Below are 22,926 nucleotides of genomic sequence, written 5' to 3' on the forward strand. Positions count from 1 at the left end.
CCCGGGGGCGGGAGGGTCCACTCCCCCGCCCCCGGGCGCCGCGGGCTCAGCGCCAGCGGCTGACCTCGACGTTCTCCAGGACGCCGAGCGCGTCCGGGACGAGGACCGCCGCCGAGTAGTAGGCGGTGACCAGGTAGGAGATGATCGCCTGCTCGTCGATGCCCATGAAGCGGACGGAGAGGCTGGGCTCGATCTCGTCGGGGATGCCGGTCTGGTGCAGGCCGATCACGCCCTGGTCGGCCTCGCCGGTGCGCATGCAGATGATCGAGGTGGTGCGGGCGTCCGAGACCGGGATCTTGTTGCACGGGTAGATCGGCACGCCGCGCCAGGTCGGGATGCGGTTGCCGTTGACGTCGATGGTCTCGGGCACCAGACCGCGCTTGTTGAGCTCGCGGCCGAAGGCGGCGATGGCGCGCGGGTGGGCGAGGAACATCTTCGAGCCCCGGCGGCGGGAGAGCAGCTCGTCCATGTCGTCCGGACCGGGGGCGCCGTCGTGGGGCTGGATCCGCTGCTCGTAGTCGCAGTTGGAGAGGAGGCCGAACTCCTTGTTGTTGACGAGCTCGTACTCCTGGCGCTCGCGGAGCGCCTCGACCGTGAGCCGCAACTGCTGCTCGGTCTGGTTCATCGGCTGGTTGTAGAGGTCGGCGACGCGGCTGTGGACCTTCAGGACGGTCTGGGCGACGCTCAGTTCGTACTCGCGGGGCGAGGCGTCGTAGTCGACGTACGTGTGCGGGACGACGGCCTCGCCGACGTGGCCGGCGGAGAGGTCGATGGCGGCCTCGCCGTACTTGTTGGTGCGCTGCTCGGGCAGGGCGGCGACGGTCGCGAGGTGGGTGGCGAGGGAGCCGGCCCGGTCCGCGAGGTTGCGCACGTCGGCCCGGGTGAGCTCCAGGACCGTGCAGGCGGTGGCGGCCCGGGCGGTCCACTCCCAGGTGGCGTCCTCGCGGATCAGGGCGGTCTCGCCGAGGTAGGCGCCGTCGGCGAGGACGCCGAGGACGGCCTCGTCGCCGTACGGCCCCTCGCCGATCTGCTCGATCCGGCCGTGGGCGAGGAGGTACACCCGGTCGGTGGGGGTGCCCGCGACGGCGAGGGTCTCGCCCGCCGCGTACTCCCGCTGGGTGCAGCGGGAGGCGAGCTCGGACAGCGCGTCCTCGTCCTCGTAACCGCGCAGGGCGGGGAGTTCGCCGAGTTCGGCGGGGATCACCGCGACGTGCTCGCCCGTCTGGACGAAGGTGACGCGCCCGTCCCCCACGGAGTAGCTGAGCCTCCGGTTCACCCGGTACGTGCCGCCCTGCACCTGGACCCACGGCAGCGTCCGCAGCAGCCACCGGGAGGTGATCTCCTGCATCTGCGGGGCCGACTTGGTGGTCGTGGCGAGGTTCCGCGCGGCGGCGGTGCCGAGACTCTGCTGCGGCGCCTGCTGCTCCGCGAGGACCTCGTCGCCAACCGAACCTACGGACATGGAACTCCCTCTCGTATGACTGAGTTGCGGGAGAAGCCTTTCAGTACGCAGCGTGTCGGCGCCATTACACGATCGAGTGGGACTGTTCGAAGATCTTCGGGGCATGTCACCGGTTTTCCCGTCGGACGGTCGATCCCCGGCCGCCCCTTCGGCCCCGTGTCCGGATCGGCTCGCACACCGTCCGAACGGATGGCGGCGGAGCGGCGCGCTCCGGTACTCCGGAGGTCCGATCCGTCCCCCGGAAGGAGTCGTCATGGCTGCCCCCATGTCCGCGAACAGGTTCCTCACCGCGCTGCGCGACGAGGGCCTCACGGTCGTCCAGGTCGGCGACTGGGCCACCCACAACCGCAACCACAAGGGCCCCTGGGGCCCGGTGCACGGCGTGATGATCCACCACACCGTGACCCGAGGCACCGCCGGCACCGTCCGGATCTGCCGGGACGGCTACGCGGGCCTGCCGGGGCCGCTCTGCCACGGCGTGATCGCCAAGGACGGCACGGTCCACCTCGTCGGCTACGGGCGCGCCAACCACGCCGGGCTCGGCGACGACGAGGTGCTCCGGGCGGTCATCGCCGAACGGGGTCTGCCGCCCGACAACGAGGCCACCACGGACGGCAACCGGCACTTCTACGGCTTCGAGTGCGAGAACCTCGGGGACGGCGTGGACCCGTGGCCGAAGGTCCAGCTGGAGGCCATCGCGAAGGCGGCCGCGGCCGTGTGCCGGGTGCACGGCTGGACGCACCGGTCGGTCATCGGCCACCTGGAGTGGCAGCCGGGGAAATCGGACCCGAGAGGCTTCACGATGGCCTCCATGCGGGAACGGATCGCCGAGCGGATGCGGTAGCCGGGGCGGCGGAGACCGGGAGGGAACGGGCTTCCCGGCTCCCGGGCTTCCCAGCTCCCGGGCTCCCGAGCCCCCGGGCGACACAATGGTCCCGTGAACGCGTTCGACCTCTCCCGGCTGCGGCCCCGGCTCCCCTCTCCCCTGGCCCCGGTGGAGGACGAACGTTTCGCCCGGCGCGGCCTCACGCTGCTCCTGAAGCGCGAGGACCTCATCCACCCCGACCTGCCGGGCAACAAGTGGCGCAAGCTCGCGCTCAACCTGGAGGCGGCGGCCGGGCGGCCCGTGCTCACCTTCGGCGGGGCGTACTCCAACCACCTGCGGGCGACGGCGGCGGCCGGCCGCCTGCTCGGCTTCCCCACGGTCGGAGTGGTCCGGGGCGACGAGCTGGCCGGGCGCCCGCTCAACCCGTCCCTGGCGCGGTGCGCGGCGGACGGGATGCGCCTGGAGTTCGTGGACCGGACCACGTACCGCGCGAAGAGCGACCCCGCCGTCCTCGCGGCGCTCCTGGAGCGCGCCCCCGCGGGCGCGTACGTCGTCCCGGAGGGCGGCAGCAACGCGCTCGCCGTGCACGGCTGCGTGGAGCTGGGCCGGGAGCTCGCGGGGGCGGCGGACGCGGTCGCCGTCGCCTGCGGCACGGGCGGCACCCTGGCGGGCCTCGCGGCCGGTCTGGCCCCCGGGCAGCGGGCCCTCGGCTTCCCGGTCCTCAAGGGGGGCTTCCTGGGCGGGGAGGTCCGCGCCCTCCAGGAGGCGGCGTTCGGCGGCCCGCGCGGCGACTGGTCCCTGGACGAGCGCTTCCACGGCGGGGGCTACGCGCGCGTGTCCCCGGCTCTGGAGGCGTTCACACAGGATTTCGAAGAACGGCATGAACTCGCCATCGAGCGACTGTATGTGGCCAAAATGCTCCATGGGCTCGTGACCCTGGCGGAGGAGGGCGCGTTCCCCCCGGGCACCCGGATCGCGGCGGTGGTCACGGGCGCCCCGGACGGGGTTCAGCCGTCGGTCTCCTCGCGGTAGGCGGCCGCCTCCTCCAGGTCGAGGCGGCGGAGCAGGACGCGCATCATCTCGTCGTCGATCCGGCGCGCGTCGCGGAGGCTCACGAAGACCTCCCGTTCGGCGTCGATCATCTCGCGCGAGAGGCGGCGATAGGTGTCGTCGGCGGTCTCCCCGGTGACCTCGTTGACCGAGCCGAGCCGCTCCCAGACCGCGTTGCGGCGCCGTTCGAGCACGGTCCGCAGCCGGTCGGCGAGGGGCGGCGGCAGGGCGTTGCGCTCGTCCGCGAGGAGTTCGTCGAGGCGCTCCTCGGCGGCCCGCGAGGCCTCGCTCTGGGCCTGCGCCTCGGCGAGCGTCTCGGCGTACCGGTCGCGCCCGGGGAGCTTCAGGAGCCGGATGAGGGGCGGCAGGGTGAGGCCCTGCACCACCAGGGTGCCGATCACGGTGGTGAAGGTGAGGAAGAGGACGAGGTTGCGGGACGGGAACTCCTCGCCGTCGGCGACGACGGGGATGGAGAAGGCGATGGCGAGCGAGACCACTCCGCGCATGCCGGCCCAGCCGACGACGAGCGGCGCCTTCCAGTCCACCCCCGGCTCCCGCTCCCGGACGCGGGCGGAGAGCCACCGGGGCAGGAAGGTCGCCGGGTAGACCCAGAGGAAGCGGACGAGGACCACGGCGACGAAGACGCCGACCGCGTACCCGGCCGCCTCGCCGACGCCGTACCGGCCGAGGCCCTGGACGACATAAGGGAGTTGGAGGCCGATCAGGGCGAAGACGGCGGATTCCAGGACGAAGGCGACCATCTTCCAGACGGCCTCCTCCTGGAGCCGCGTCGCGAAGTCGACCTGCCAGGCGCGGTGGCCGAGGAAGAGGCCGACCACGACGACGGCGAGGACCCCGGAGGCGCCGACCTCCTCGGCGGCGGCGTAGGCGACGAAGGGGATGAGGAGGGAGAGGGTGTTCTGGAGCAGGGAGTCCCGCAGGTGGAGGCGGAGCCAGTGGATGGGGACCATCAGGACCAGGCCGACGCCGACGCCGCCGACGGCCGCGAGCGCGAACTCCCCCACCCCGCCGGCCCAGCTGACGCCCTCGCCGACGGCCGCCGCGAGGGCGACCTTGTAGGCGGTGATCGCGGTCGCGTCGTTCACCAGGGACTCGCCCTGGAGGATCGTGGTGATCCGGTTCGGCAGGCCCAGCTTGCGGGCGATGGCGGTGGCCGCGACCGCGTCCGGCGGGGCGATCACCGCGCCGAGCACGAGGGCGGCGGTGAGCGGCAGGTCGGGCACGAGGACGTACGCGAGCCAGCCGACGGCGACGGTGGCGAAGAGGACGTACCCGACGGAGAGCAGGGCGACGGGCCGGACGTTGGCCCGCAGGTCGAGGTAGGAGGAGTCGACGGCGGCCGTGTAGAGGAGCGGGGGCAGGATCAGCGGCAGCACGATGTGCGGGTCGAGCGTGTAGTCGGGGACGCCCGGGACGTACGAGGCGGCGAGGCCGGCGGCGACCAGGAGCAGGGGGGCGGGCACCGGGGTCCGGCGGGCCGCGCCCGCGATCGCGGCGCTCGCCGCCACCAGCCCCACCAGTTGCAGTGCGTCCATGCCGCCGCCCGCCCTCTCGTCCCGTACCGCAACGTAACCTGGCCATCATGAGCGAGTGCCTCCACCTTGCCGAACTGCCGCGCCCCGAACCGGCGCCGCTGGCCGACACCTGTCCCGACTGCCTGGCGGACGGCACGCATCCGGTCCAGCTGCGACTCTGCCTGACCTGCGGGCACGTGGGCTGCTGCGACTCCTCGGTGGGGCGCCACGCGACCGCGCACTTCTCCTCGACCGGGCACCCGGTGATGCGGACCTTCGAGCCGGGCGAACGGTGGCGCTGGTGCTTCGTGGACGGCGCGATCGTCTGACGGTTGCGCGGCGGGCGGTTCGACGGGCTCCCGCTTGGGTACGTCACCCCTCCGCCGGTCGCTCGGTTCCGTTGTCCACAGGCCTCCGTCCACCGTCCGCATCCATGGGCCTACCATGGGTGACGGGCCGTGACGGGGGCGGGGAACGCACGGCGACACGGCGGGAAGGATCGCGATAGCGTCACGGCGGACTGCGCAGTTCCCTGCGTACCGCCCGGTTCGGGGGCCTCTCCCCCGGGCCCCGAATGAGTTTGTGCCACCTTGGAGGTGAGGGTGTCCCAGATCGCAGGCGAGCCCGGGACCCAGGACTTCGTGGAAGTCCGGCTGCCCGCTGCGGGTGCCTATCTGTCCGTGCTGCGTACGGCCACGGCCGGCCTCGCGGCGCGCTTGGACTTCACCCTCGACGAGATCGAGGACTTGCGGATCGCGGTCGACGAGGCCTGCGCCATCCTGCTCCAGCAGGCCGTACCGGGATCCGTCCTCAGTTGCGTCTTCCGGCTGGTCGACGACTCGCTGGACGTGACGGTCTCCGCCCCGACGACGGACGGCCGCGCTCCCGAGCGGGACACCTTCGCCTGGACCGTGCTGTCGGCGCTGGCCGGGAAGGTGGAGTCGTCGGTGGCCGACGACCGTACGGTCTCGATCAGCCTGTACAAACAGCGCGGCGCGGGGCCAGGCCCGGCGTGAGGAGCGGGGACGCAACGGCCGGCATCCCCGGGCAGAAGGCGCGGCCGCATGAGGTCGCTACGGAGCGGGCGGACCAGATGAGCGAGCACGAGCAGCAGCACGAGGGTGCCGGGGCGCCGGGCGTCCCCGAGGACCCCGCGAAGGCTCCTGGGGCCCGGGAGCCCGGTGCCGGCGGGGTCAACGGGGTCAACGGGGCGGGCAAGGCCGACGGGTCCGGGGCCGCCGGGACGGCGACGGAGGCCGGTGCCGGTGCCGGGACCGGGGACGAGGCCGGGTCCGAGGACGAGAACAAGGGCGGGGCCGACGAGGCTCCGGAGATCCACCCCGTCCCGGTCCCGCACGACCGGAACGGCGCCCGCGCCCTCTTCGTCGAGCTGCGCGAGCTGCCGGAGGGCTCCCCCGAGAAGGCGGAGCTGCGCAACCGGCTGGTGCGGATGCACCTGCCGCTGGTGGAGCACCTGGCCCGGCGCTTCCGCAACCGCGGCGAGCCGCTGGACGACCTGACGCAGGTGGCGACGATCGGCCTGATCAAGTCGGTGGACCGGTTCGACCCGGAGCGCGGGGTCGAGTTCTCGACGTACGCGACCCCCACGGTGGTCGGCGAGATCAAGCGCCACTTCCGGGACAAGGGCTGGGCGGTACGGGTGCCCCGCCGGCTCCAGGAGCTGCGGCTCTCGCTGACCACGGCGACGGCGGAGCTCTCCCAGCAGCACGGCCGCTCCCCGACCGTGCACGAGCTGGCCGAGCGGCTCGGGATCTCGGAGGAGGAGGTCCTGGAGGGCCTGGAGTCGGCGAACGCCTACTCGACGCTCTCCCTGGACGTCCCGGACACCGACGACGAGTCGCCGGCGGTGGCGGACACGCTGGGCGCGGAGGACGAGGCCCTGGAGGGGGTCGAGTACCGCGAGTCGCTCAAGCCGCTCCTGGAGGACCTGCCGCCCCGGGAGAAGCGGATCCTGCTGCTCCGCTTCTTCGGGAACATGACCCAGTCGCAGATCGCGCAGGAGGTGGGCATCTCGCAGATGCACGTCTCCCGGCTGCTCGCCCGGACGCTGGCGCAGTTGCGGGAGAAGCTCCTGGTGGAGGAGTAGGGCCCGGCCCTATCTGTTCACAGGACGCCGTTCACGTGATGCCGCCCACGGGGCGCCGTTCACGGGGTGTCCTGGCCGGGGCGCCGGATGCCGAGCGCCTCGGTCGTGGCCGGGTTCACCAGGAGGACGAGTCCGGTGACGGCCAGGACGCCGAGGACGACGCCCGCCGGGATCAGCGCGCTGTTCGCCTGGAGCATCTGCCAGGCGACCGGCAGGGCCAGGATCTGGGTGATGACGGCCGGGCCGCGGCTCCAGGACCGGCGCAGCCACAGGCCGCGGGCGGCGGCCAGCGGGATCAGGCCGAGCACGACGAGCGTCACGGCGCCCGTCACCGCGCCGGTGAGGTCGCCGGGCGTCCCGGTCAGGGCGTTCACCAGCATGTACACACCCCCGGCGACGAGTCCGAGCGCCTCGGCGCCGGCCACGGCCGCCGCGGCGGCGAGACGGGTGGGCCGGGGGGTCTGCTCCGCACCGCTGACGGGGGTCTGCTCCGCACTGCTCATGGAAGGCAGGGTAACGGGACCGCTCCCGGGACCGCCGGGGCCGGGTGCGGTCGGACGGGCCGGAGCGACGCCGAAGTGACGCCGGGGGCGGGATCGGGGCCGGGTCCCGCGGAACGGACCGGACTGGGCCCGGTACCGCCGGGTAGGTACGCTGGCGACCATGCGCGCACTTCTCGTGGTCAACCCGGCAGCCACCACCACCAGTGCCCGCACCCGTGACGTCCTCATCCACGCCCTTGCCAGCGAGATGAAGCTGGAGGCGGTCACCACCGAGTACCGCGGACACGCGCGCGACCTGGGCCGACGGGCCGCCGAGTCCGGGAACGTCGACCTGGTCGTGGCCCTCGGCGGGGACGGCACGGTCAACGAGGTGGTCAACGGTCTGCTGCACGGCGGGCCCGATCCGGACCGGCTGCCGGACCTCGCGGTCGTCCCCGGCGGGTCGACCAACGTCTTCGCCCGCGCGCTCGGACTGCCGAACGACGCCGTGGAGGCGACCGGCGCCCTGCTCGACGCACTGCGTGAGGAGCGGACACGCACGGTGAGCCTCGGGCTCGCGTCCGGGACGCCGGGCACGGAGGACGAGTCGGTGCCGTCCCGCTGGTTCACCTTCTGCGCCGGCCTCGGTTTCGACGCGAGCGTCATCGGCCGGGTCGAACAGCAGCGGGAGCGCGGGAAGAGGTCCACGCACGCCCTCTATCTGCGCCAGGTGGTGCGCCAGTTCCTGGGCGAGACGAACCGCCGGCACGGCACGATCACCCTGGAGCGCCCCGGCGAGGAGCCGGTGGAGGACCTGGTCCTCTCCATAATCTGCAACACCTCTCCCTGGACCTACCTGGGCAGTCGTCCGGTGTACGCGTCACCGGAGGCCTCCTTCGAGACCGCCCTGGACGTGCTCGGGCTGAGGCGTCTCTCTACCCCCGCCGTCGCCCGGTATGCCACCCAGTTGCTCACTTCGTCCCCGGAGCGCGGCCCGCGCGGCAAGCACGCGGTGTCCCTGCACGATCTGACCGACTTCACCTTGCATTCCAAGGTCCCCCTCCCCCTCCAGATGGACGGAGACCACCTCGGACTGCGTACGAGCGTGACGTTCACAGGCGTTCGCCGTGCACTGCGTGTGATTGTGTGAGTGGAAGGGCCCAAAGTCCTTTCACTCGAACGTTTAGGCGCGCATCCACCCCTAAGAAGTACGGCTGTGACCTAGCCGACACCGAGGAATCAAAAAAAACTTTCCGGAAGGGGTTGTATCCGCTGCCGAGGTTTGCGAGTCTCTTCTTGGCGATCGGGACGGCCCGCAAGACCGGCCTCCACTGAGAGCCAGAACCCCTCCTCAGTCCAAGGACCACACCAGTTCATCTGGCAGTCGGCCCTTCCCTTGCGGAGGGATTCGTGAAAGCGTTCACATTCACAAGCAACCTGCACGTAATACCAAGAGAGGTAGCAGCCATGGACTGGCGTCACAACGCCGTTTGTCGTGAGGAAGACCCCGAGCTGTTCTTCCCCATCGGCAACACCGGTCCTGCGCTGCTGCAGATCGAGGAAGCCAAGGCCGTCTGCCGCCGCTGCCCCGTCATGGAGCAGTGCCTGCAGTGGGCGCTCGAGTCCGGCCAGGACTCCGGCGTCTGGGGTGGCCTCAGCGAGGACGAGCGCCGCGCGATGAAGCGCCGTGCCGCTCGCAACCGGGCGCGCAACGCCAGCGCCTGACGCCCCACTTACAGCCTCAGGCGAGCGGCGCACACATCGCGTGTGCAATCACCGCCCTTGAGTCGCAGCGCGCAGTAGTAACCCACAGCATTCGAGCCCCGGACCGAATTCCCTTCGGTCCGGGGCTCGCTGCTCTGTTCCCCCGCCCGCTTCCCGGTCCTGTTTCCCGGTCCGTTTCTCCGCCGCGATGGCGGCGGAGGTCACTTCTGGGGCTGTACGGGAATGTCGAGGACCACCTTCGTGCCGCGCTCGGGGCCCGGCAGCATGTCGAAGGTTCCGCCCAACTCCCCCTCCACCAGGGTCCGTACGATCTGGAGGCCGAGGTTCCCGGCCCGCTGCGGGTCGAAGCCCTCGGGCAGGCCGCGGCCGTCGTCCTTGACCGTGATGAGGAGGCGGGCGTCGGCCCGGGCCTCGCCGCGGACGGCGGAGACCTCGACCGTGCCCTGCTCCCCCTGTGCGAAGGCGTGTTCCAGGGCGTTCTGCAGGACCTCGGTCAGCACCATGGAGAGCGGGGTGGCGACCTCGGCGTCGAGGATGCCGAAGCGGCCGTTGCGCCGGCAGGTGACCTTGCCCGGGGAGATCTCCGCGACCATCGCGATGACGCGGTCGGCGATCTCGTCGAACTCCACGCGCTCGTCCAGGTTCTGGGACAGCGTCTCGTGGACGATGGCGATCGAACCGACGCGCCGCACGGCCTCGTTGAGGGCCTCACGGCCCCGGTCGGAGTCCATCCGGCGGGCCTGGAGGCGGAGCAGGGCGGCCACCGTCTGGAGGTTGTTCTTCACCCGGTGGTGGATCTCCCGGATGGTGGCGTCCTTGGTGATCAACTCGCGCTCGCGGCGGCGCAGTTCGGTGACGTCCCGGAGCAGGACGAGCGAACCGATGCGGGTGCCCTTGGGCTTGAGCGGGATCGCCCGCAGCTGGATCACCCCGCCGTTGCCCTCGACCTCGAACTCGCGCGGCGCGTAGCCGGAGGCCAGGGTGACCAGGGCCTCGTCCACCGGGCCGCGCGAGGGCGCGAGTTCGGCGGTGATCTGGCCGAGGTGCTGGCCGACGAGGTCGGCGGCGAGGCCGAGCCGGTGGTAGGCGGAGAGGGCGTTGGGCGAGGCGTACTGGACGACGCCCTCCGCGTCCAGGCGGACGAGACCGTCGCCGGCGCGGGGCGAGGAGTCCATGTCGACCTGCTCGCCGGAGAAGGGAAACGTTCCGGCGGCGATCATCTGGGCGAGGTCGGAGGCCGACTGGAGGTAGGTGAGCTCCAGTCGGGAGGGGGTGCGGACGGTCAGCAGGTTGGTGTTGCGGGCGATGACGCCGAGGACCCGGCCCTCGCGCCGCACGGGGATCGACTCGACCCGCACCGGGACCTCCTCGCGCCACTCCGGGTCGCCCTCGCGGACGATCCGCCCCTCGTCGAGGGCGGCGTCGAGCAGCGGGCGGCGGCCGCGCGGGACCAGGTGGCCGACCATGTCGTCCTGGTAGGAGGTGGGGCCGGTGTTCGGCCGCATCTGGGCGACGGAGACGTACCGCGTGCCGTCGAGGGTCGGGACCCAGAGGACGAGGTCGGCGAAGGAGAGGTCGGAGAGCAGCTGCCACTCCGACACCAGCAGGTGGAGCCACTCGAGGTCGGAGTCGCTCAGGGCGGTGTGCTGGCGTACGAGGTCGTTCATGGAGGGCACGGTGCGAGCGTACCCGCGGAATTCGGGGGCGGTGAACCTGGATCTCCGGGGCCGCGTGTTGGAGTATGGGCCGGGAAAGACCGCGTTCCCGTGGATGGACAGACAAGAATGGTCTAGTCCACAATGAACGCAACGAGCCTCCATCCTCCCCGCACAGGAGGGTGGAACGAGGTACCCGACGCCCTCTGCCCTGATCGCGTCGAGACCTCCCACACGGCCGAGGGACCGCACACCCCCGGCCGGGCAAACTCCGGGCTGCGGTGCCGGGCGGGCCGAGGGTCCCGCCGGGTGCCGCGGCCCGCGGGTGCTTCCGGGGGCTTCGCCGGGATCGCCGCCGGGTTCGCGGCCGGGGCCCTACTCGCCCGCCTCTCCCGCCCCCTCCGCCGGCCAGGCGCGCATCGCCGCCCCGGCCACGGCCGCGAGCTCCTCCGCCGTCGCCCCGTCGCGGGCCTGCTGCGACATGCCCTGGAGGACGGCGCCGCTGAAGCGGGCGAGGGCGCGCGGGTCGGTGCCGGCCGGGAGCTCGCCGGACTCCACGTCCCGGCGGATCCGGTCCTCGAAGAAGGCCAGGTTGGCCTTCCTGCGGTCGCGCAGGGCCTCCTCGACCTCGGGGGTCGAGCAGTTGGTGGCGGCGGAGATCACCAGGCAGCCGCGGGGGTGACCGGGCTCGGTGAAGAGGTCGGCGGCCTCGCGCAGCATGCGGCCGACGGCGCCCCGGGCGGTCGGCTCCTCCGCGAAGGCACGGCCGCCGTAGGCCCCGTGCGAGAGCACGTACGCCTCGACGACCTCCTCGAAGAGGGTCTTCTTGTCGCCGAAGGCCGCGTAGAGGCTGGGCGCGCTGATGCCCATGGCGCGGGTGAGGTCGGAGACGGAGGTCGTCTCGTAGCCGTGCTCCCAGAAGGCCATCGTGGCCTGCTCCAGGGCCGTGGGCCGGTCGAAGGAGCGGGGGCGGCCGCGCTGTCTCGTCACCATGGAGTGAATTCTATAGCGCACGTTAAGGAAGTGGGGTACGGTCTTTACGTAACGACCGCTACAGATATGGGGGCATCGTCATGAGCGTGCGCGACGTGAGGGCGGCGGGGAAGCTGGCCGGGAAGACGGCCCTGGTCACAGGCGGCAGCCGGGGCATCGGACGCGGGATCGCCGAGCGACTGGGGCGCGACGGGGCGCGGGTCGCGGTGCACTACGGGACGAACGAGGCGGCGGCGAAGGAGACGGTGGCGGCGATCGAAGCGGCCGGCGGCGAGGCGTTCGCGCTCGGCCAGGAGCTGGGGGTGCCGGGGGACGCGGCGGCGCTCTGGGCGGCCTTCGACGCGCGGGCGGACGGGCTGGACATCCTGGTGAACAACGCGGGGATCGGCGCGTCGAGCCCCTTCGCGACGATCGCCGAGGAGGAGTTCGAGCGGGTCTTCGCGGTGAACACGAAGGCCCCGTTCTTCCTGGCGCGACTCGGCGCGGAGCGGCTGCGGGACGGCGGCCGGATCGTCAACGTGTCGACGGGGCTGGCGAGGACGGCGCTGATGCCGGACCTGATCGCCTACTCGATGTCGAAGGGGGCGCTGGACGTCCTCACCCGGGACCTGTCGAAGCTGCTGGGCCCGCGCGGGATCACGGTCAACTCGGTGGCGCCCGGGGTCGTGGCGACGGACAACACGGCGTGGCTGGAGGGCGACGAGGAAGCCAGGGCGCGGGCGGCGGGGTACTCGGCGCTGGGCGGGATCGGAAGCACGGCCGAGATAGCCGACGTGGTGGCCTTCCTGGCCTCGAATGACGCGCGGTGGGTGACGGGGGCCTGGATCGACGCCACGGGAGGTTCGCTGACCTGAGCCGCCGGGGCCGCGCGCCCGGGCTCCGAGCCGCCGGGGCCGCGTGCCCGGGGCCGCGTGTCCAGGGCCGCGCACCCGGGATCCGAGTGGCCGGTGGGGCGGGTGCGGCAGACGATGGGAGCGGGGCCGTCCGGGGGGCGGAACGGCATGGGAGGGGCGCCTCTCCTCTGCTAGATTTGGCCTTAGATTGGTCTATACCACCGGACCCCTTCCCAGCCCCTCACCAGATCGGCAGGCACAGCGTGGAAGTTGTCATCGTCAAGGACGCCAAGGCGGGCGGAGAGCTCATCGCGGACGGCATCGCCGGCCTCCTGCGCCGCAAGCCGGACGCGCTGCTCGGCGTGGCCACCGGCTCGACTCCGCTGCCCATCTACGACGCCCTGACCGCCCGGGTCAAGGCCGGCTCGGTGGACGCCTCGCGGGCCCGGATCGCCCAGCTGGACGAGTACGTCGGCCTTCCCGCCGGGCACCCGGAGTCGTACCGCTCCACCGTGCTCCGGCAGGTCGTCGAGCCGCTCGGGCTCTCCCCGGAGGCCTTCATGGGGCCGGACGGCTCCGCCGAGGACGTCCAGGCGGCCTGCGAGGACTACGACCGGGCCCTGCGCGACGCCGGCGGCGTGGACCTCCAGATCCTCGGCATCGGCACCGACGGGCACATCGGCTTCAACGAGCCGTGCTCCTCGCTCGCCTCCCGGACCCGGATCAAGACGCTCACCGAGCAGACCCGGGTGGACAACGCGCGCTTCTTCGACGACGACATCGAGCAGGTGCCGCACCACGTCATCACCCAGGGCATCGGCACCATCCTGGAGGCCCGCCACCTGGTGCTGCTCGCCACCGGCGAGGGCAAGGCCGAGGCCGTGGCGCAGACCGTCGAGGGCCCGGTGGCGGCGCTCGTACCGGCTTCCGCGCTCCAGCTGCACCCGCACGCCACGGTCGTCGTGGACGAGGCCGCCGCCTCCAAGCTGAAGCTCGCGGACTACTTCCGCCACACCTTCGCCGACAAGCCCGCCTGGCAGGGCATCTGACCCCTCCGGAGCCCCCGGTGACAGCGTGAAGGGGCCCGGCACCCGAGGGCGGGTGCCGGGCCCCTTCGCGTACGGGCGGCCGGGGCGGCCGTCAGGCGCCGGTGCCGACGACGGCCTCGGCGGCGGCGCGGCCGCAGACCCGGGCCGCGCCGTGCGTGGCGATGTGCAGGGCCCCGCGGGGCTCCGCCTCGTTGAGGCCCATCTCGACCACGACGGTGTCGGGGCGGGCCGCGAGCAGGCCGTCGAGGGCCCGGATCATCCACGGGTGCCGGTGGAGGTCGCGTACCACCGCCACGACGCGCCGCTCCCCCGCGGCGGCCAGGGCGGTGTCCGCGGTGGTCTCGTCGTACGAGCCGGTCTCCGTGCCGGGCAGCAGGCGCTCCAGCTCGGCGGCGATCCCCCAGGGGGTCTCGTCGCCGACGGCGAAGTTCGCGACCGGGGTGAAGGAGGCCACGTAGGGGGCGCTGGTGACCGGGGCGTACGGGCGCTCCCCGCGGGTCACCTTCAGGGCCCGGCGGGCGGCGACGAGCCCGATGTCGGCGCCGGGCGCGGTCCCCTCCTGCACTGCCGCGCCCGGCACCGATCCAGCCCCCCTGGCCCGGTGCGCCTGGGTCCAGGCCGCCAGGGCGCGCACGCGCGCCGCGGCGTCGGCCAGCCGCTCCTCGGGCAGTTCACCGGTCCGTACCGCGGCGACGAGCGCGTCGCGCAGTCGCAGCACGGTGTCCTCGTCGCACAGCCCGCCGCCGACGCAGATGGCGTCGGCGCCCGCGGCGATGGCGAGGACGGATCCGCGCTCGATGCCGTACGTCGCCGAGACGGCCTGCATCTCCATGCCGTCGGTGACGATCAGCCCCTCGAAGCCCAGCTCCTGGCGCAGCAGACCGGTGAGGATCTGCGGGCTCAGGGTGGCCGGGCGGTGCGGGTCGAGCGCGGACAGAAGGATATGCGCGCTCATGACCGCTTTGGTACCCGCGGCGACGGCCGCGCGGAAAGGCACCAGCTCACGGGCGTGCAGTGTGGCGAGGTCCACATCGATCCGGGGCAGCGCGTCGTGCGAGTCGACGTTGGTGTCGCCGTGTCCGGGGAAGTGCTTCGTGCAGGCCGCGACCCCGACGCCCTGGAGGCCGTCGACGTACGCCACGGTGTGCCGGGCGACCAGGTCCGGGTCCGGCCCGAAGGACCGGACGCCGATGACCGGGTTCTCGGCGTTGGAGTTGACGTCGGCGGAGGGGGCCCAGTTGAGGTCCACGCCGCACTGCGCGAGCCGGCGGCCGAGCTCGCGGGCCACGGCCCGGGTGAGCTCGACGTCGTCGACGCTGCCGAGGGCGTAGTTGCCGGGGAAGGACGAGCCCTGCTTGACCTCCAGGCGGGTGACGTCGCCGCCCTCCTCGTCGATGGCGACGAGGACGTCGTCCCGTTCGGCCCGCAGTTGCGCGGTGAGCGCGGTGAGCTGCTCGGGGGTGACGATGTTCCGGCCGAAGAGGCCGACCGACGACAGGCCCTCGCCGATGCGGCGGAGCAGCCAGTCGGGGGCGGTGGTGCCGACGAAGCCGGGCTGGAGGACCGTGAGCGCGTCACGGGTCAGGGTGTCCGAGCCGTGTACCAGTGTCGTCATGGGGATCCGTTATCCCTTCACCGCGCCGGCGGTCATGCCGCCGACGGCCTTGCGCTGGACGAAGATGAAGACGATCAGCACGGGGAGCGCGAAGAGGGTCGAGGCGGCCATGGTGGCGCCCCAGTCGCTGCCGAAGGCGGTCTGGAACTCGGTCAGCCAGCGGGTCAGGGTCTGCGACTCCCGGTCCTTGTTGAGCATGAGGATCATCGCGAACTCGTTCCAGGCCGTGATGAAGCCGAAGATCGAGGTCGACATCAGACCCGGGGCGAGCAGCGGGAAGATGACCTTGCGGAAGGCCTGGCCGCGGGTGCAGCCGTCGATCTGGGCGGCCTCCTCCAGCTCCACCGGGACGGCGGCGATGAAGCCGCGCAGGGTCCAGATGGTGAAGGGCAGGACCATCACGAAGTAGATCGCGGTGAGCATCGGGATGCTGTTCAGCAGGTCGTTCTCGCGCGAGATCATGTACATCGCGATGACCATGACCTCCCAGGGGGCCATCTGCGCCATCATCACGACGAGGATGATGCCCTTGCGGCCCCTGAACCTCATCCGGGCGAGCGCGAAGCTCGCGGCGAGGGCGACCAGGAGGGCGAGGAGCACGGCACCGAGGGTGACGGTGAGGCTGTTGCGGACGTAGGTCCAGAACAGGTCGACGCCGGTGGAGGTGCCGTAGTTCTCCAGGGTCGGCTTGAAGAGGAAGACCGGGTCCTTCGTCAGGATCTCGTGCTGCGGCTTCAGCGAGGACGAGAACATCCAGTAGACGGGGAAGACGAAGACGGCCGCGACGACGAGCGCGACGACGTTCTTGACGACCGCGCCGGCCGTGAGCTTCTTGCGGGTGCGCAGCTTCTGCGGGGCGGAGGCCGGGGCGCCCAGCGGGGCGGCGGCGTCCTGCGGGGCGGGGGCGGGGGCGGTGGCGCTCACAGCTCGTCCTCCTCCTTCAGGATCAGGCGGAAGTAGAAGGACATGATCGCGACGAGCATCACGATCGTGAGGACCGAGATGGCCGCGGCGACGCCGTAGTGGAACTGGCCGACGCCCTCGATGTAGGCGAAGACGGGGAGGGTCTCCGAGGCGCGGTTGGGGCCGCCCAGGTTCATCGCGTAGACCTGCGTGAACGCCTTGAAGATCCAGATGATCTCCAGGAACGTGGTGATCATGAAGAAGGACTTCAGGTTCGGGAAGACCACGGCCCAGAAGGTCCGCCAGCCGCTCGCGCCGTCCATCTTGGCCGCCTCGTACAGCTCGGTGCCGACGGTCGTCAGGGCGGCGTACATGTTGAGGGCGACGAAGGGGATGGAGCCCCAGACCAGCAGGATCAGGGAGATGGTGAGGGTCGAGAAGCCGGTCTCGAACCAGTTGTGCTGCTCGTAGCCGGAGAAGCCGAGCGTGCGCATCATCCAGTTGGCGACGCCGAACTGCTCGTCGAAGAGCCAGCGGAAGACGGTCACGGAGGCGACGATCGGCATGGCCCACGCGAGGACGAGGGACAGCGAGAGCACCAGCCGCATCTTCTTGCCCAGGCGGTCGAGGAGCAGGCCGATGCCGGTGCCGATGACCATGATGAGCACGACGTTGACGGCGGTGAAGACGGCGGAGCGGAGGGCGACGGTCCAGAACTGCGAGTCGCCCAGCAGGTGGGTGTAGTTGTCGAAGCCCGTCCACACCGTCTCGCGGGTGATGAACTCCTTCCGGTTGAGCGACTGGAAGGAGAGGATCACATTGCGGATCAACGGGTAGAGGAGCAGTCCGGCCATGGTGAGCAGGGCCGGTGCGACGAGCAGGTACGGCAGCAGCCCGCTGGGCAGGGAGCGTCTCCCGCGCGAGGGCTGAAGGACTTCCTTCGGGCCGGAAGAGGCCGGCGGGGGAGTCTGAGACGTCCCTGCCGCCCTTCCGGGCGCGTCCTGGGTGACGGCGGCCGCCGTCCCCGGGGAGTCCACGGTCATGGTCTTATTCCTCGCGGTCTTGGGGCTCCCGCGCCCACCGGGTCGCGGCCCGGGGGAGCGGGCCACTGGTCGCTGCGGAACCCCGGTGGTGCGGCCGGTGTCGCACGGCCGCACCACCGGGGTCGCGGATCACTGCTGGTTGATGCGCTCGTTGATGACCTTGTCGGCGGCCTCGGCGGCGGCCTTGGCGTCCTCGCCCTTCAGGACCTTGCTCATGTAGTCCTTGATCGGGTTCGGGGCGGTCTCGACGTTCGCCCAGCCCGGGGTCACCGGGGTGACCTTGCCGGAGACGGAGGAGGCGGCCATGGCCTCGGCGAAGGAGCCGGCGGCCGGCTTGAACTGCGCCGCGTCGGTGTTCGGAAGCAGCGCGCCCTCGGTGGCGGCGGCGTACTTCGTCATGTACTCCTTGCCGGCGGCCAGGGCCAGCCACTCCTTCGCGAGCTCCTTGTTCTGGGAGCGCTCGGCGATGGCGAGGTTGGAGCCGCCGAGGAAGACGGAGCCCGGCTTGTCGGCCGTCTTGCCCGGGATCGGGAAGTAGCCGAAGTCGGCCGTCTTGCCGGCCTTCTTGATGGCGTCGATCGCGCCGCCGGCCTCCCAGCCGAGACCGATCCAGGACGACACGCCGCCCTTGGGAACGACGTCGGTGGACTGCTGCGGGGTCGCCTCGTCCTTGTCCTTCGGAGCGGTGGAGTAGGACGCCAGCTCCTTGTAGAAGTTCATGGCGCTGACGGCCTCGGGGGAGGACAGGTTGCCCTTCCACTTGTCGCCGTCCTTGACCGCGAGGTCGCTGCCCTCGTCCCAGATGAGACCGGCGAGGACGTACCAGGACTGGCCGGGCAGGTAGATCGCCTGCGACTTCGGGTCGGAGGCCTTGAGCTTCTTCAGGCCCGCGATCCACTCGGCGCGGGTCTTCGGCGGGGTGACGCCGGCCTTCTTGAAGGCGGCCTTGTCGTAGACGACGACGCGGTTGGCGGCGTACCAGGGGGCGGAGTAGAGCTTGCCGTCCAACTCGTTGGAGGCGACCATGCCCTTGTTCCAGCCGTCGTAACCGAGCGTGGCCTTGTCGCCGCTCAGGTCCGCGAGGCCGCCGGTGACCGCGTAGCCGGCGGTCTGGGTGTTGCCGAGCTCCAGGACGTCCGGCGGGGTGTCCTCGGAGAGGGCGGTGGTGACCTTCTCCTGGATGCCGTTCCAGACCTGCTTCTCGACCTTGACCTTGACGCCGGGGTGCTTGGCCTCGAACGCCTTGTTGACCTCGGCCATCCAGGCGTCGGGCGCCGAGCCGTCCATGACCCAGACGGTCAGGTTCTTGTTGCCGCCGGCCGTGCCCTTGTCGCCGTCCTTGGCCTTGTCGCTGTCGGAACCACATGCAGCGATGGAGACCATCATGCCCGCGACGCCGATCGCCGCGATGAGCTTGCGCTTCACGCCACCCTCCTCAGGGATGCCTGCAACCCCCCTGCCCACCGCGCGAAGACATACGTCGGGTAATGCTCGTGGGGCTGGGACCTGGTCTTTAATGGTTTAGACCAGTACTCGGAGCTTGGCCTAGACCTTTTTGGGTGTCAAGGGTGCGCAAGACGGGTATGGGCGTCCGTTATCGGACCGACACCTGGTCGACGTCCGGCCACGACCGCCGGATTCACGCCAGTCGCCGCCCCCCGAAGACGCCGTGCGCGCCCCGGCGGACCGGAGGATCCCTTCCGTTCCGCCGGAAGAAGCCTCTCACCTCTCGGCCGGAATGGCCTAGACCAACGGGGGATATCACGGTGTATAAGAAGCAGGGAACGACTCCTCCTCGCCGGCGGTCCGCCGACGCCCCACCGGAGCGGCACGGATCGGCAGGAGAAACCGTGGCGGTACGGGAAGCGTGCCACCATGTGAGCCGCGACAGACGGAGGAGCCGGTGACGGCAACAGCACAGGAGTCGGGAAGGCAGGCCATGGCCACGGACGCGGGGAGCACGGAGACAGAGAGCGGGACGCCCACCCGTACCGCGCGCGTGCCCAAGTACTACCGGCTGAAGCGGCACTTGCTCGACATGACCGAGACCCTGCCGCCCGGCACGCCCGTCCCGCCGGAGCGGACGCTGGCCGCCGAGTTCGACACCTCCCGCACCACCGTGCGCCAGGCCCTCCAGGAGCTGGTCGTCGAGGGACGCCTGGAGCGCATCCAGGGCAAGGGCACCTTCGTCGCCAAGCCCAAGGTCTCCCAGGCGCTGCAACTCACCTCGTACACCGAGGACATGCGCGCCCAGGGCCTGGAGCCCACCTCGCAGCTCCTCGACATCGGCTACGTCACCGCCGACGACACCCTCGCCGGGCTGCTCGACATCTCGGCCGGCGGCCGGGTGCTCCGCATCGAGCGCCTGCGGCTCGCCAGCGGGGAGCCGATGGCGATCGAGACCACCCACCTGTCGGCGAAGCGCTTCCCGGCCCTGCGCCGCTCGCTCGTCAAGTACACCTCGCTCTACACCGCGCTCGCCGAGGTCTACGACGTGCACCTCGCCGAGGCCGAGGAGACCATCGAGACCTCCCTCGCCACCCCGCGCGAGGCCGGCCTGCTCGGTACGGACGTGGGCCTGCCGATGCTGATGCTCTCCCGCCACTCGCTGGACGCGCAGGGCGAGCCGGTGGAGTGGGTGCGGTCCGTCTACCGCGGCGACCGGTACAAGTTCGTGGCCCGCCTCCGGCGCCCCCACGACTGAGCGACCGCGCGCACCCCGCGCGAAACGGCCGCGCCCCCGGCGGGTGCGGCCGTTTCGCGTTTCCTGGAATGTCGTATTCCCGCCCCGCGCCACCGCGGACGACCGAAGAGGACCGCTTCCGACAAAACGCATCCGTTATGCGGACGGGGGTTCCATGCAGCGGACGCGTCCCCTAGATTTCCCCAGCATTACCGAGGTGATCAGTGAGGGGACGGAATCGCCATGTCAGAAGTGGCACAAGGGAAACAACCGACCATCACCCCCCTGCGGGTGGTGATCGCGCTCTGTCTCGTCGCCCCGTTCGTGGCGATGCTCTGGGTGGGCTCCTACGCGAAGGTCGAACCCCTCTTCGCCGGCATCCCCTTCTTCTACTGGTACCAGATGCTCTGGGTGCTGGTCTCCACCGCGCTCACCATGATCGCGTACAAGCTGTGGCAGCGGGACCAGCGGTCCCGCGAGGGGGGTGACGCGCGATGAAGGACGGCGTGAACGGCGTGGCGCTCGGCGTCTTCGTCTTCTTCTTCGTGGCCGTCACGGTCATGGGCTTCCTGGCCGCGCGCTGGCGCAAGGCCGAGAACGAGCACAGCCTCGACGAGTGGGGCCTGGGCGGCCGGTCCTTCGGCACCTGGGTGACCTGGTTCCTGCTCGGCGGCGACCTCTACACCGCGTACACCTTCGTCGCCGTCCCGGCGGCCATCTACGCGGCGGGCGCGGCCGGCTTCTTCGCCGTGCCGTACACGATCCTCGTCTACCCGCTGATCTTCACCTTCCTGCCGCGCCTGTGGTCGGTCTCGCACAAGCACGGGTACGTGACCACCTCCGACTTCGTCCGGGGCCGCTTCGGCTCCAAGGGCCTGTCGCTCGCGGTGGCGGTCACCGGCATCCTGGCCACCATGCCGTACATCGCGCTCCAGCTCGTCGGCATCCAGGCCGTCCTGGACGTGATGGGCGTCGGCGGCGGCGAGAACACCCACTGGTTCGTCAAGGACCTGCCGCTGCTCATCGCCTTCGGCGTCCTCGCGGCCTACACGTACTCCTCGGGCCTGCGGGCCCCCGCGCTCATCGCCTTCGTCAAGGACACCCTGATCTACATCGTCATCGCGGTGGCGATCATCTACATCCCGATCAAGCTGGGCGGCTTCGACGAGATCTTCGCCGAGGCGGGCAAGGCGTACGCGCAGACCAACCCGGCGACCGGCAAGCCGCGCGGCGCGCTCGTCCCCGGCGAGGCCGGCCAGTGGACGTACGCGACGCTCGCGCTCGGCTCCGCGCTCGCGCTCTTCATGTACCCGCACTCCATCACGGCGACGCTGTCGTCCCGGAGCCGCGAGGTCATCCGCCGCAACACCACGATCCTGCCGCTGTACTCGCTGATGCTGGGCCTGCTCGCGCTGCTGGGCTTCATGGCGATCGCCGCCGGGATCCAGGTGAAGAACGGCCAGCTCGCCATCCCGCAGCTCTTCGAGACCATGTTCCCCGACTGGTTCGCGGGCGTCGCGTTCGCCGCGATCGGCATCGGCGCGCTCGTCCCGGCCGCGATCATGTCCATCGCCGCGGCCAACCTCTTCACGAGGAACATCTACAAGGACTTCATCAAGAAGGACGCCACCCCGGCGCAGGAGACCAAGGTCTCCAAGATCGTCTCGCTCCTGGTCAAGGTCGGCGCGCTCGCCTTCGTCCTCACCATGGACAAGACGGTCGCGATCAACTTCCAGCTCCTCGGCGGCATCTGGATCCTGCAGACCTTCCCGGCCCTGGTCGGCGGCCTGTTCACCCGCTGGTTCCACCGCTGGGCGCTGCTCGCGGGCTGGGCCGTCGGCATGGTCTACGGCACGGTCGCCGCCTACGGCGTCGCCAGCCCGACCCAGAAGCACTTCGGCGGCTCCTCCGCCGAGATCCCGGGCATCGGCGAGATCGGCTACATCGGCCTCACCGCCTTCGTCCTCAACGTCGTGGTCACCGTGGTCCTCACCTTCGTCCTCAAGGCCGTCAAGGCCCCCGAGGGCGTCGACGAGACCTCCCCGTCGGACTACACGGCCGACGCCGGCGACCCCGGCGTGCAGGTCGAGATGGAGAAGGTCACCGCGCCGACCCACTGACGCCGGCCGTACGCAAAGGGCCCGGGACCTCCACCAGGAGGCCCCGGGTCCCGTCACGTACCGGGCAGGCACACTTCCCCCCATGGACTTCACGATCAGGGCGGTACGGCCCGAGGAGTACGAGGTGCTCGGCGAGCTGACCGGACGCGCCTATCTGGACGACGGACTGCTGACGTACGGGACGGAGGACTCCTACCTGGAGGTGCTGCGGGACACGGCGCGCCGGGCCCGCGAGAGCGAGGTCCTCGTCGCGGAGGACACCCGGGACGCGGCGGGCCGGATCGTCGGCGGCGTGACCTTCGCCCGGGGCGGCACCCCGTGGGCCGACATCGCCGTGCCCGGCGAGGCCGAGTTCCGGATGCTCGCGGTCGCCCGGGAGGCCCGCGGCCGGGGCATCGGGGAGGCGCTCGTACGGACCTGTGTCGACCGGGCGCGGGCCCTGCCGGGGTGCGCCCGGATCGTGCTCTCGACGGGCGCCGAGATGGTCGCGGCGCACCGGATCTACGAGCGGATGGGCTTCGTCCGCACCCCGCACCGGGACTGGGAGCCGATCCCCGATCACTCTCTGCGCACCTACTCCCTGGACTTCTGAGCCCACGTCCCGTCCAGGGGACGACACAACATGTGGGGGGTGCCACGAGCGGCGCCCCCCACATGTATGCTCGTCCTCGCTGTCGACGCAGGGGAATCCGGCGCGAATCCGGAACTGTCCCGCAACGGTGTACTTCGTGCGGTTTCGTCCGGGGTGAGTCCGAACACCTGCCGACAGTGCGCCCGGTCCTTCCGTTCCGGGTGCCCAGACGTCCGGGCCTCGCGGAGTGGGCCGGTGGACGCGGCGCGTCATG

The 22,926-nt window shown here is 71.3% G+C and carries 22 protein-coding genes and 1 riboswitch; of the genes, 13 read left to right on the forward strand and 9 right to left on the reverse strand.

Going from position 1 to position 22,926, the window contains the following annotated elements; translation table 11 throughout:
• Positions 1-46 precede the first annotated feature (46 nt).
• Positions 47-1,462 (reverse strand): family 2B encapsulin nanocompartment shell protein, encoded by a 1,416-nt coding sequence (locus tag ACIP5O_RS29125; protein ID WP_401298377.1) that lies wholly within the window; start codon positions 1,460-1,462, stop codon positions 47-49.
• A 253-nt stretch (positions 1,463-1,715) separates the two neighbouring features.
• Here ACIP5O_RS29125 and ACIP5O_RS29130 point away from each other — a divergent pair, with 253 nt between their 5' ends.
• Positions 1,716-2,306 carry an N-acetylmuramoyl-L-alanine amidase gene (locus ACIP5O_RS29130; protein WP_401298379.1) on the forward strand — a complete coding sequence of 197 codons (591 nt, stop codon included), beginning with the start codon at positions 1,716-1,718 and terminating at the stop codon, positions 2,304-2,306.
• Positions 2,307-2,399: 93 nt separating this feature from the next.
• Positions 2,400-3,320: a 1-aminocyclopropane-1-carboxylate deaminase/D-cysteine desulfhydrase gene (locus ACIP5O_RS29135; protein ID WP_401298382.1), complete on the forward strand. Its 921-nt coding sequence runs from the start codon at positions 2,400-2,402 to the stop codon at positions 3,318-3,320.
• Here ACIP5O_RS29135 and ACIP5O_RS29140 read toward each other — a convergent pair.
• Positions 3,296-4,894, reverse strand: coding sequence for a Na+/H+ antiporter (locus tag ACIP5O_RS29140; protein ID WP_356542579.1), 1,599 nt, complete (start codon positions 4,892-4,894; stop codon positions 3,296-3,298). The two genes, ACIP5O_RS29135 and ACIP5O_RS29140, sit on opposite strands and share 25 nt — an antisense overlap.
• 47 nt (positions 4,895-4,941) lie before the next feature.
• Here ACIP5O_RS29140 and ACIP5O_RS29145 point away from each other — a divergent pair, with 47 nt between their 5' ends.
• From ACIP5O_RS29145 to ACIP5O_RS29155, 3 genes are all read left to right on the forward strand, one after another.
• Positions 4,942-5,202: a UBP-type zinc finger domain-containing protein gene (locus ACIP5O_RS29145; protein WP_401298386.1), complete on the forward strand. Its 261-nt coding sequence runs from the start codon at positions 4,942-4,944 to the stop codon at positions 5,200-5,202.
• A 273-nt stretch (positions 5,203-5,475) separates the two neighbouring features.
• Positions 5,476-5,889: an anti-sigma regulatory factor gene (locus ACIP5O_RS29150; protein WP_019889334.1), complete on the forward strand. Its 414-nt coding sequence runs from the start codon at positions 5,476-5,478 to the stop codon at positions 5,887-5,889.
• Positions 5,886-6,980, forward strand: a complete 1,095-nt coding sequence (locus ACIP5O_RS29155; RefSeq protein WP_401298389.1) for an RNA polymerase sigma factor SigF — start codon at positions 5,886-5,888, stop codon at positions 6,978-6,980. The genes ACIP5O_RS29150 and ACIP5O_RS29155 overlap by 4 nt, the downstream gene beginning before the upstream one ends.
• Before the next feature lie 59 nt (positions 6,981-7,039).
• Here ACIP5O_RS29155 and ACIP5O_RS29160 read toward each other — a convergent pair whose 3' ends face one another.
• A complete protein-coding gene (locus ACIP5O_RS29160) occupies positions 7,040-7,483 on the reverse strand; it encodes a hypothetical protein (protein WP_401298392.1) in 444 nt (147 codons plus the stop codon).
• A 160-nt stretch (positions 7,484-7,643) separates the two neighbouring features.
• Here ACIP5O_RS29160 and ACIP5O_RS29165 point away from each other — a divergent pair, with 160 nt between their 5' ends.
• Both ACIP5O_RS29165 and ACIP5O_RS29170 read left to right on the forward strand, forming a co-directional pair.
• Entirely contained in the window at positions 7,644-8,612 is a 969-nt protein-coding gene (locus ACIP5O_RS29165; RefSeq protein ID WP_401298395.1) for a diacylglycerol/lipid kinase family protein, read from the forward strand.
• 317 nt (positions 8,613-8,929) lie between these two features.
• Positions 8,930-9,187, forward strand: a complete 258-nt coding sequence (locus ACIP5O_RS29170; protein ID WP_003953983.1) for a WhiB family transcriptional regulator — start codon at positions 8,930-8,932, stop codon at positions 9,185-9,187.
• A 200-nt stretch (positions 9,188-9,387) separates the two neighbouring features.
• Here the strand turns inward: ACIP5O_RS29170 and ACIP5O_RS29175 are convergent, their stop codons facing one another.
• Entirely contained in the window at positions 9,388-10,854 is a 1,467-nt protein-coding gene (locus ACIP5O_RS29175; RefSeq protein ID WP_356542569.1) for a PAS domain-containing sensor histidine kinase, read from the reverse strand.
• 363 nt (positions 10,855-11,217) lie between these two features.
• A complete protein-coding gene (locus ACIP5O_RS29180; RefSeq protein ID WP_401298398.1) occupies positions 11,218-11,835 on the reverse strand; it encodes a TetR/AcrR family transcriptional regulator in 618 nt (205 codons plus the stop codon).
• Positions 11,836-11,915: 80 nt separating this feature from the next.
• On the opposite strand from ACIP5O_RS29180, the gene ACIP5O_RS29185 reads away from it, so the two are divergent.
• Complete coding sequence (locus ACIP5O_RS29185; protein ID WP_401298401.1) at positions 11,916-12,689, forward strand: SDR family oxidoreductase; 774 nt, start codon at positions 11,916-11,918, stop codon at positions 12,687-12,689.
• A gap of 242 nt (positions 12,690-12,931) precedes the next feature.
• Complete coding sequence (gene nagB / locus ACIP5O_RS29190; RefSeq protein ID WP_401298403.1) at positions 12,932-13,717, forward strand: glucosamine-6-phosphate deaminase; 786 nt, start codon at positions 12,932-12,934, stop codon at positions 13,715-13,717.
• Between the two features lie 91 nt (positions 13,718-13,808).
• Here nagB and ACIP5O_RS29195 read toward each other — a convergent pair whose 3' ends face one another.
• From ACIP5O_RS29195 to ACIP5O_RS29210, 4 genes are all read right to left on the reverse strand, one after another.
• Complete coding sequence (locus tag ACIP5O_RS29195; RefSeq protein WP_401298405.1) at positions 13,809-15,332, reverse strand: glycoside hydrolase family 3 protein; 1,524 nt, start codon at positions 15,330-15,332, stop codon at positions 13,809-13,811.
• 9 nt (positions 15,333-15,341) lie between these two features.
• Positions 15,342-16,178 carry a carbohydrate ABC transporter permease gene (locus tag ACIP5O_RS29200; RefSeq protein WP_356542878.1) on the reverse strand — a complete coding sequence of 279 codons (837 nt, stop codon included), beginning with the start codon at positions 16,176-16,178 and terminating at the stop codon, positions 15,342-15,344.
• A 74-nt stretch (positions 16,179-16,252) separates the two neighbouring features.
• Positions 16,253-17,278: a sugar ABC transporter permease gene (locus ACIP5O_RS29205; RefSeq protein WP_356542561.1), complete on the reverse strand. Its 1,026-nt coding sequence runs from the start codon at positions 17,276-17,278 to the stop codon at positions 16,253-16,255.
• A 129-nt stretch (positions 17,279-17,407) separates the two neighbouring features.
• A complete protein-coding gene (locus tag ACIP5O_RS29210; protein WP_401298408.1) occupies positions 17,408-18,703 on the reverse strand; it encodes an extracellular solute-binding protein in 1,296 nt (431 codons plus the stop codon).
• Between the two features lie 514 nt (positions 18,704-19,217).
• Between ACIP5O_RS29210 and ACIP5O_RS29215 the strand changes: the two genes are divergently transcribed.
• From ACIP5O_RS29215 to ACIP5O_RS29230, 4 genes are all read left to right on the forward strand, one after another.
• Positions 19,218-19,982, forward strand: coding sequence for a GntR family transcriptional regulator (locus ACIP5O_RS29215; protein ID WP_125658612.1), 765 nt, complete (start codon positions 19,218-19,220; stop codon positions 19,980-19,982).
• Between the two features lie 222 nt (positions 19,983-20,204).
• Positions 20,205-20,459 (forward strand): DUF3311 domain-containing protein, encoded by a 255-nt coding sequence (locus ACIP5O_RS29220; protein ID WP_125658586.1) that lies wholly within the window; start codon positions 20,205-20,207, stop codon positions 20,457-20,459.
• On the forward strand, positions 20,456-22,081 hold the full coding sequence (gene mctP, locus ACIP5O_RS29225; protein ID WP_401298412.1) for a monocarboxylate uptake permease MctP: 1,626 nt from the start codon (positions 20,456-20,458) through the stop codon (positions 22,079-22,081). The genes ACIP5O_RS29220 and mctP overlap by 4 nt, the downstream gene beginning before the upstream one ends.
• A gap of 82 nt (positions 22,082-22,163) precedes the next feature.
• On the forward strand, positions 22,164-22,673 hold the full coding sequence (locus ACIP5O_RS29230; RefSeq protein ID WP_401298415.1) for a GNAT family N-acetyltransferase: 510 nt from the start codon (positions 22,164-22,166) through the stop codon (positions 22,671-22,673).
• A gap of 49 nt (positions 22,674-22,722) precedes the next feature.
• Positions 22,723-22,863, forward strand: a riboswitch (cobalamin riboswitch).
• Positions 22,864-22,926 lie beyond the last annotated feature (63 nt).

Source organism: Streptomyces sp. NPDC088915, from assembly GCF_044749825.1.
Taxonomy (GTDB): Bacteria; Actinomycetota; Actinomycetes; order Streptomycetales; family Streptomycetaceae; genus Streptomyces.

Coding starts and splice junctions, on each gene's coding strand:
- ACIP5O_RS29140 (WP_356542579.1), bottom strand. CDS start 4,894: ATGGACGCACTGCAACTGGTGGGGCTGGTGGCGGCGAGCGCCGCGATC.
- ACIP5O_RS29160 (WP_401298392.1), bottom strand. CDS start 7,483: ATGAGCAGTGCGGAGCAGACCCCCGTCAGCGGTGCGGAGCAGACCCCC.
- ACIP5O_RS29130 (WP_401298379.1), top strand. CDS start 1,716: ATGGCTGCCCCCATGTCCGCGAACAGGTTCCTCACCGCGCTGCGCGAC.
- ACIP5O_RS29170 (WP_003953983.1), top strand. CDS start 8,930: ATGGACTGGCGTCACAACGCCGTTTGTCGTGAGGAAGACCCCGAGCTG.
- mctP (WP_401298412.1), top strand. CDS start 20,456: ATGAAGGACGGCGTGAACGGCGTGGCGCTCGGCGTCTTCGTCTTCTTC.
- ACIP5O_RS29215 (WP_125658612.1), top strand. CDS start 19,218: ATGGCCACGGACGCGGGGAGCACGGAGACAGAGAGCGGGACGCCCACC.
- ACIP5O_RS29180 (WP_401298398.1), bottom strand. CDS start 11,835: ATGGTGACGAGACAGCGCGGCCGCCCCCGCTCCTTCGACCGGCCCACG.
- ACIP5O_RS29230 (WP_401298415.1), top strand. CDS start 22,164: ATGGACTTCACGATCAGGGCGGTACGGCCCGAGGAGTACGAGGTGCTC.
- ACIP5O_RS29205 (WP_356542561.1), bottom strand. CDS start 17,278: ATGACCGTGGACTCCCCGGGGACGGCGGCCGCCGTCACCCAGGACGCG.
- ACIP5O_RS29175 (WP_356542569.1), bottom strand. CDS start 10,854: ATGAACGACCTCGTACGCCAGCACACCGCCCTGAGCGACTCCGACCTC.
- ACIP5O_RS29185 (WP_401298401.1), top strand. CDS start 11,916: ATGAGCGTGCGCGACGTGAGGGCGGCGGGGAAGCTGGCCGGGAAGACG.
- ACIP5O_RS29125 (WP_401298377.1), bottom strand. CDS start 1,462: ATGTCCGTAGGTTCGGTTGGCGACGAGGTCCTCGCGGAGCAGCAGGCG.
- ACIP5O_RS29195 (WP_401298405.1), bottom strand. CDS start 15,332: ATGACGACACTGGTACACGGCTCGGACACCCTGACCCGTGACGCGCTC.
- ACIP5O_RS29145 (WP_401298386.1), top strand. CDS start 4,942: ATGAGCGAGTGCCTCCACCTTGCCGAACTGCCGCGCCCCGAACCGGCG.
- ACIP5O_RS29165 (WP_401298395.1), top strand. CDS start 7,644: ATGCGCGCACTTCTCGTGGTCAACCCGGCAGCCACCACCACCAGTGCC.
- ACIP5O_RS29220 (WP_125658586.1), top strand. CDS start 20,205: ATGTCAGAAGTGGCACAAGGGAAACAACCGACCATCACCCCCCTGCGG.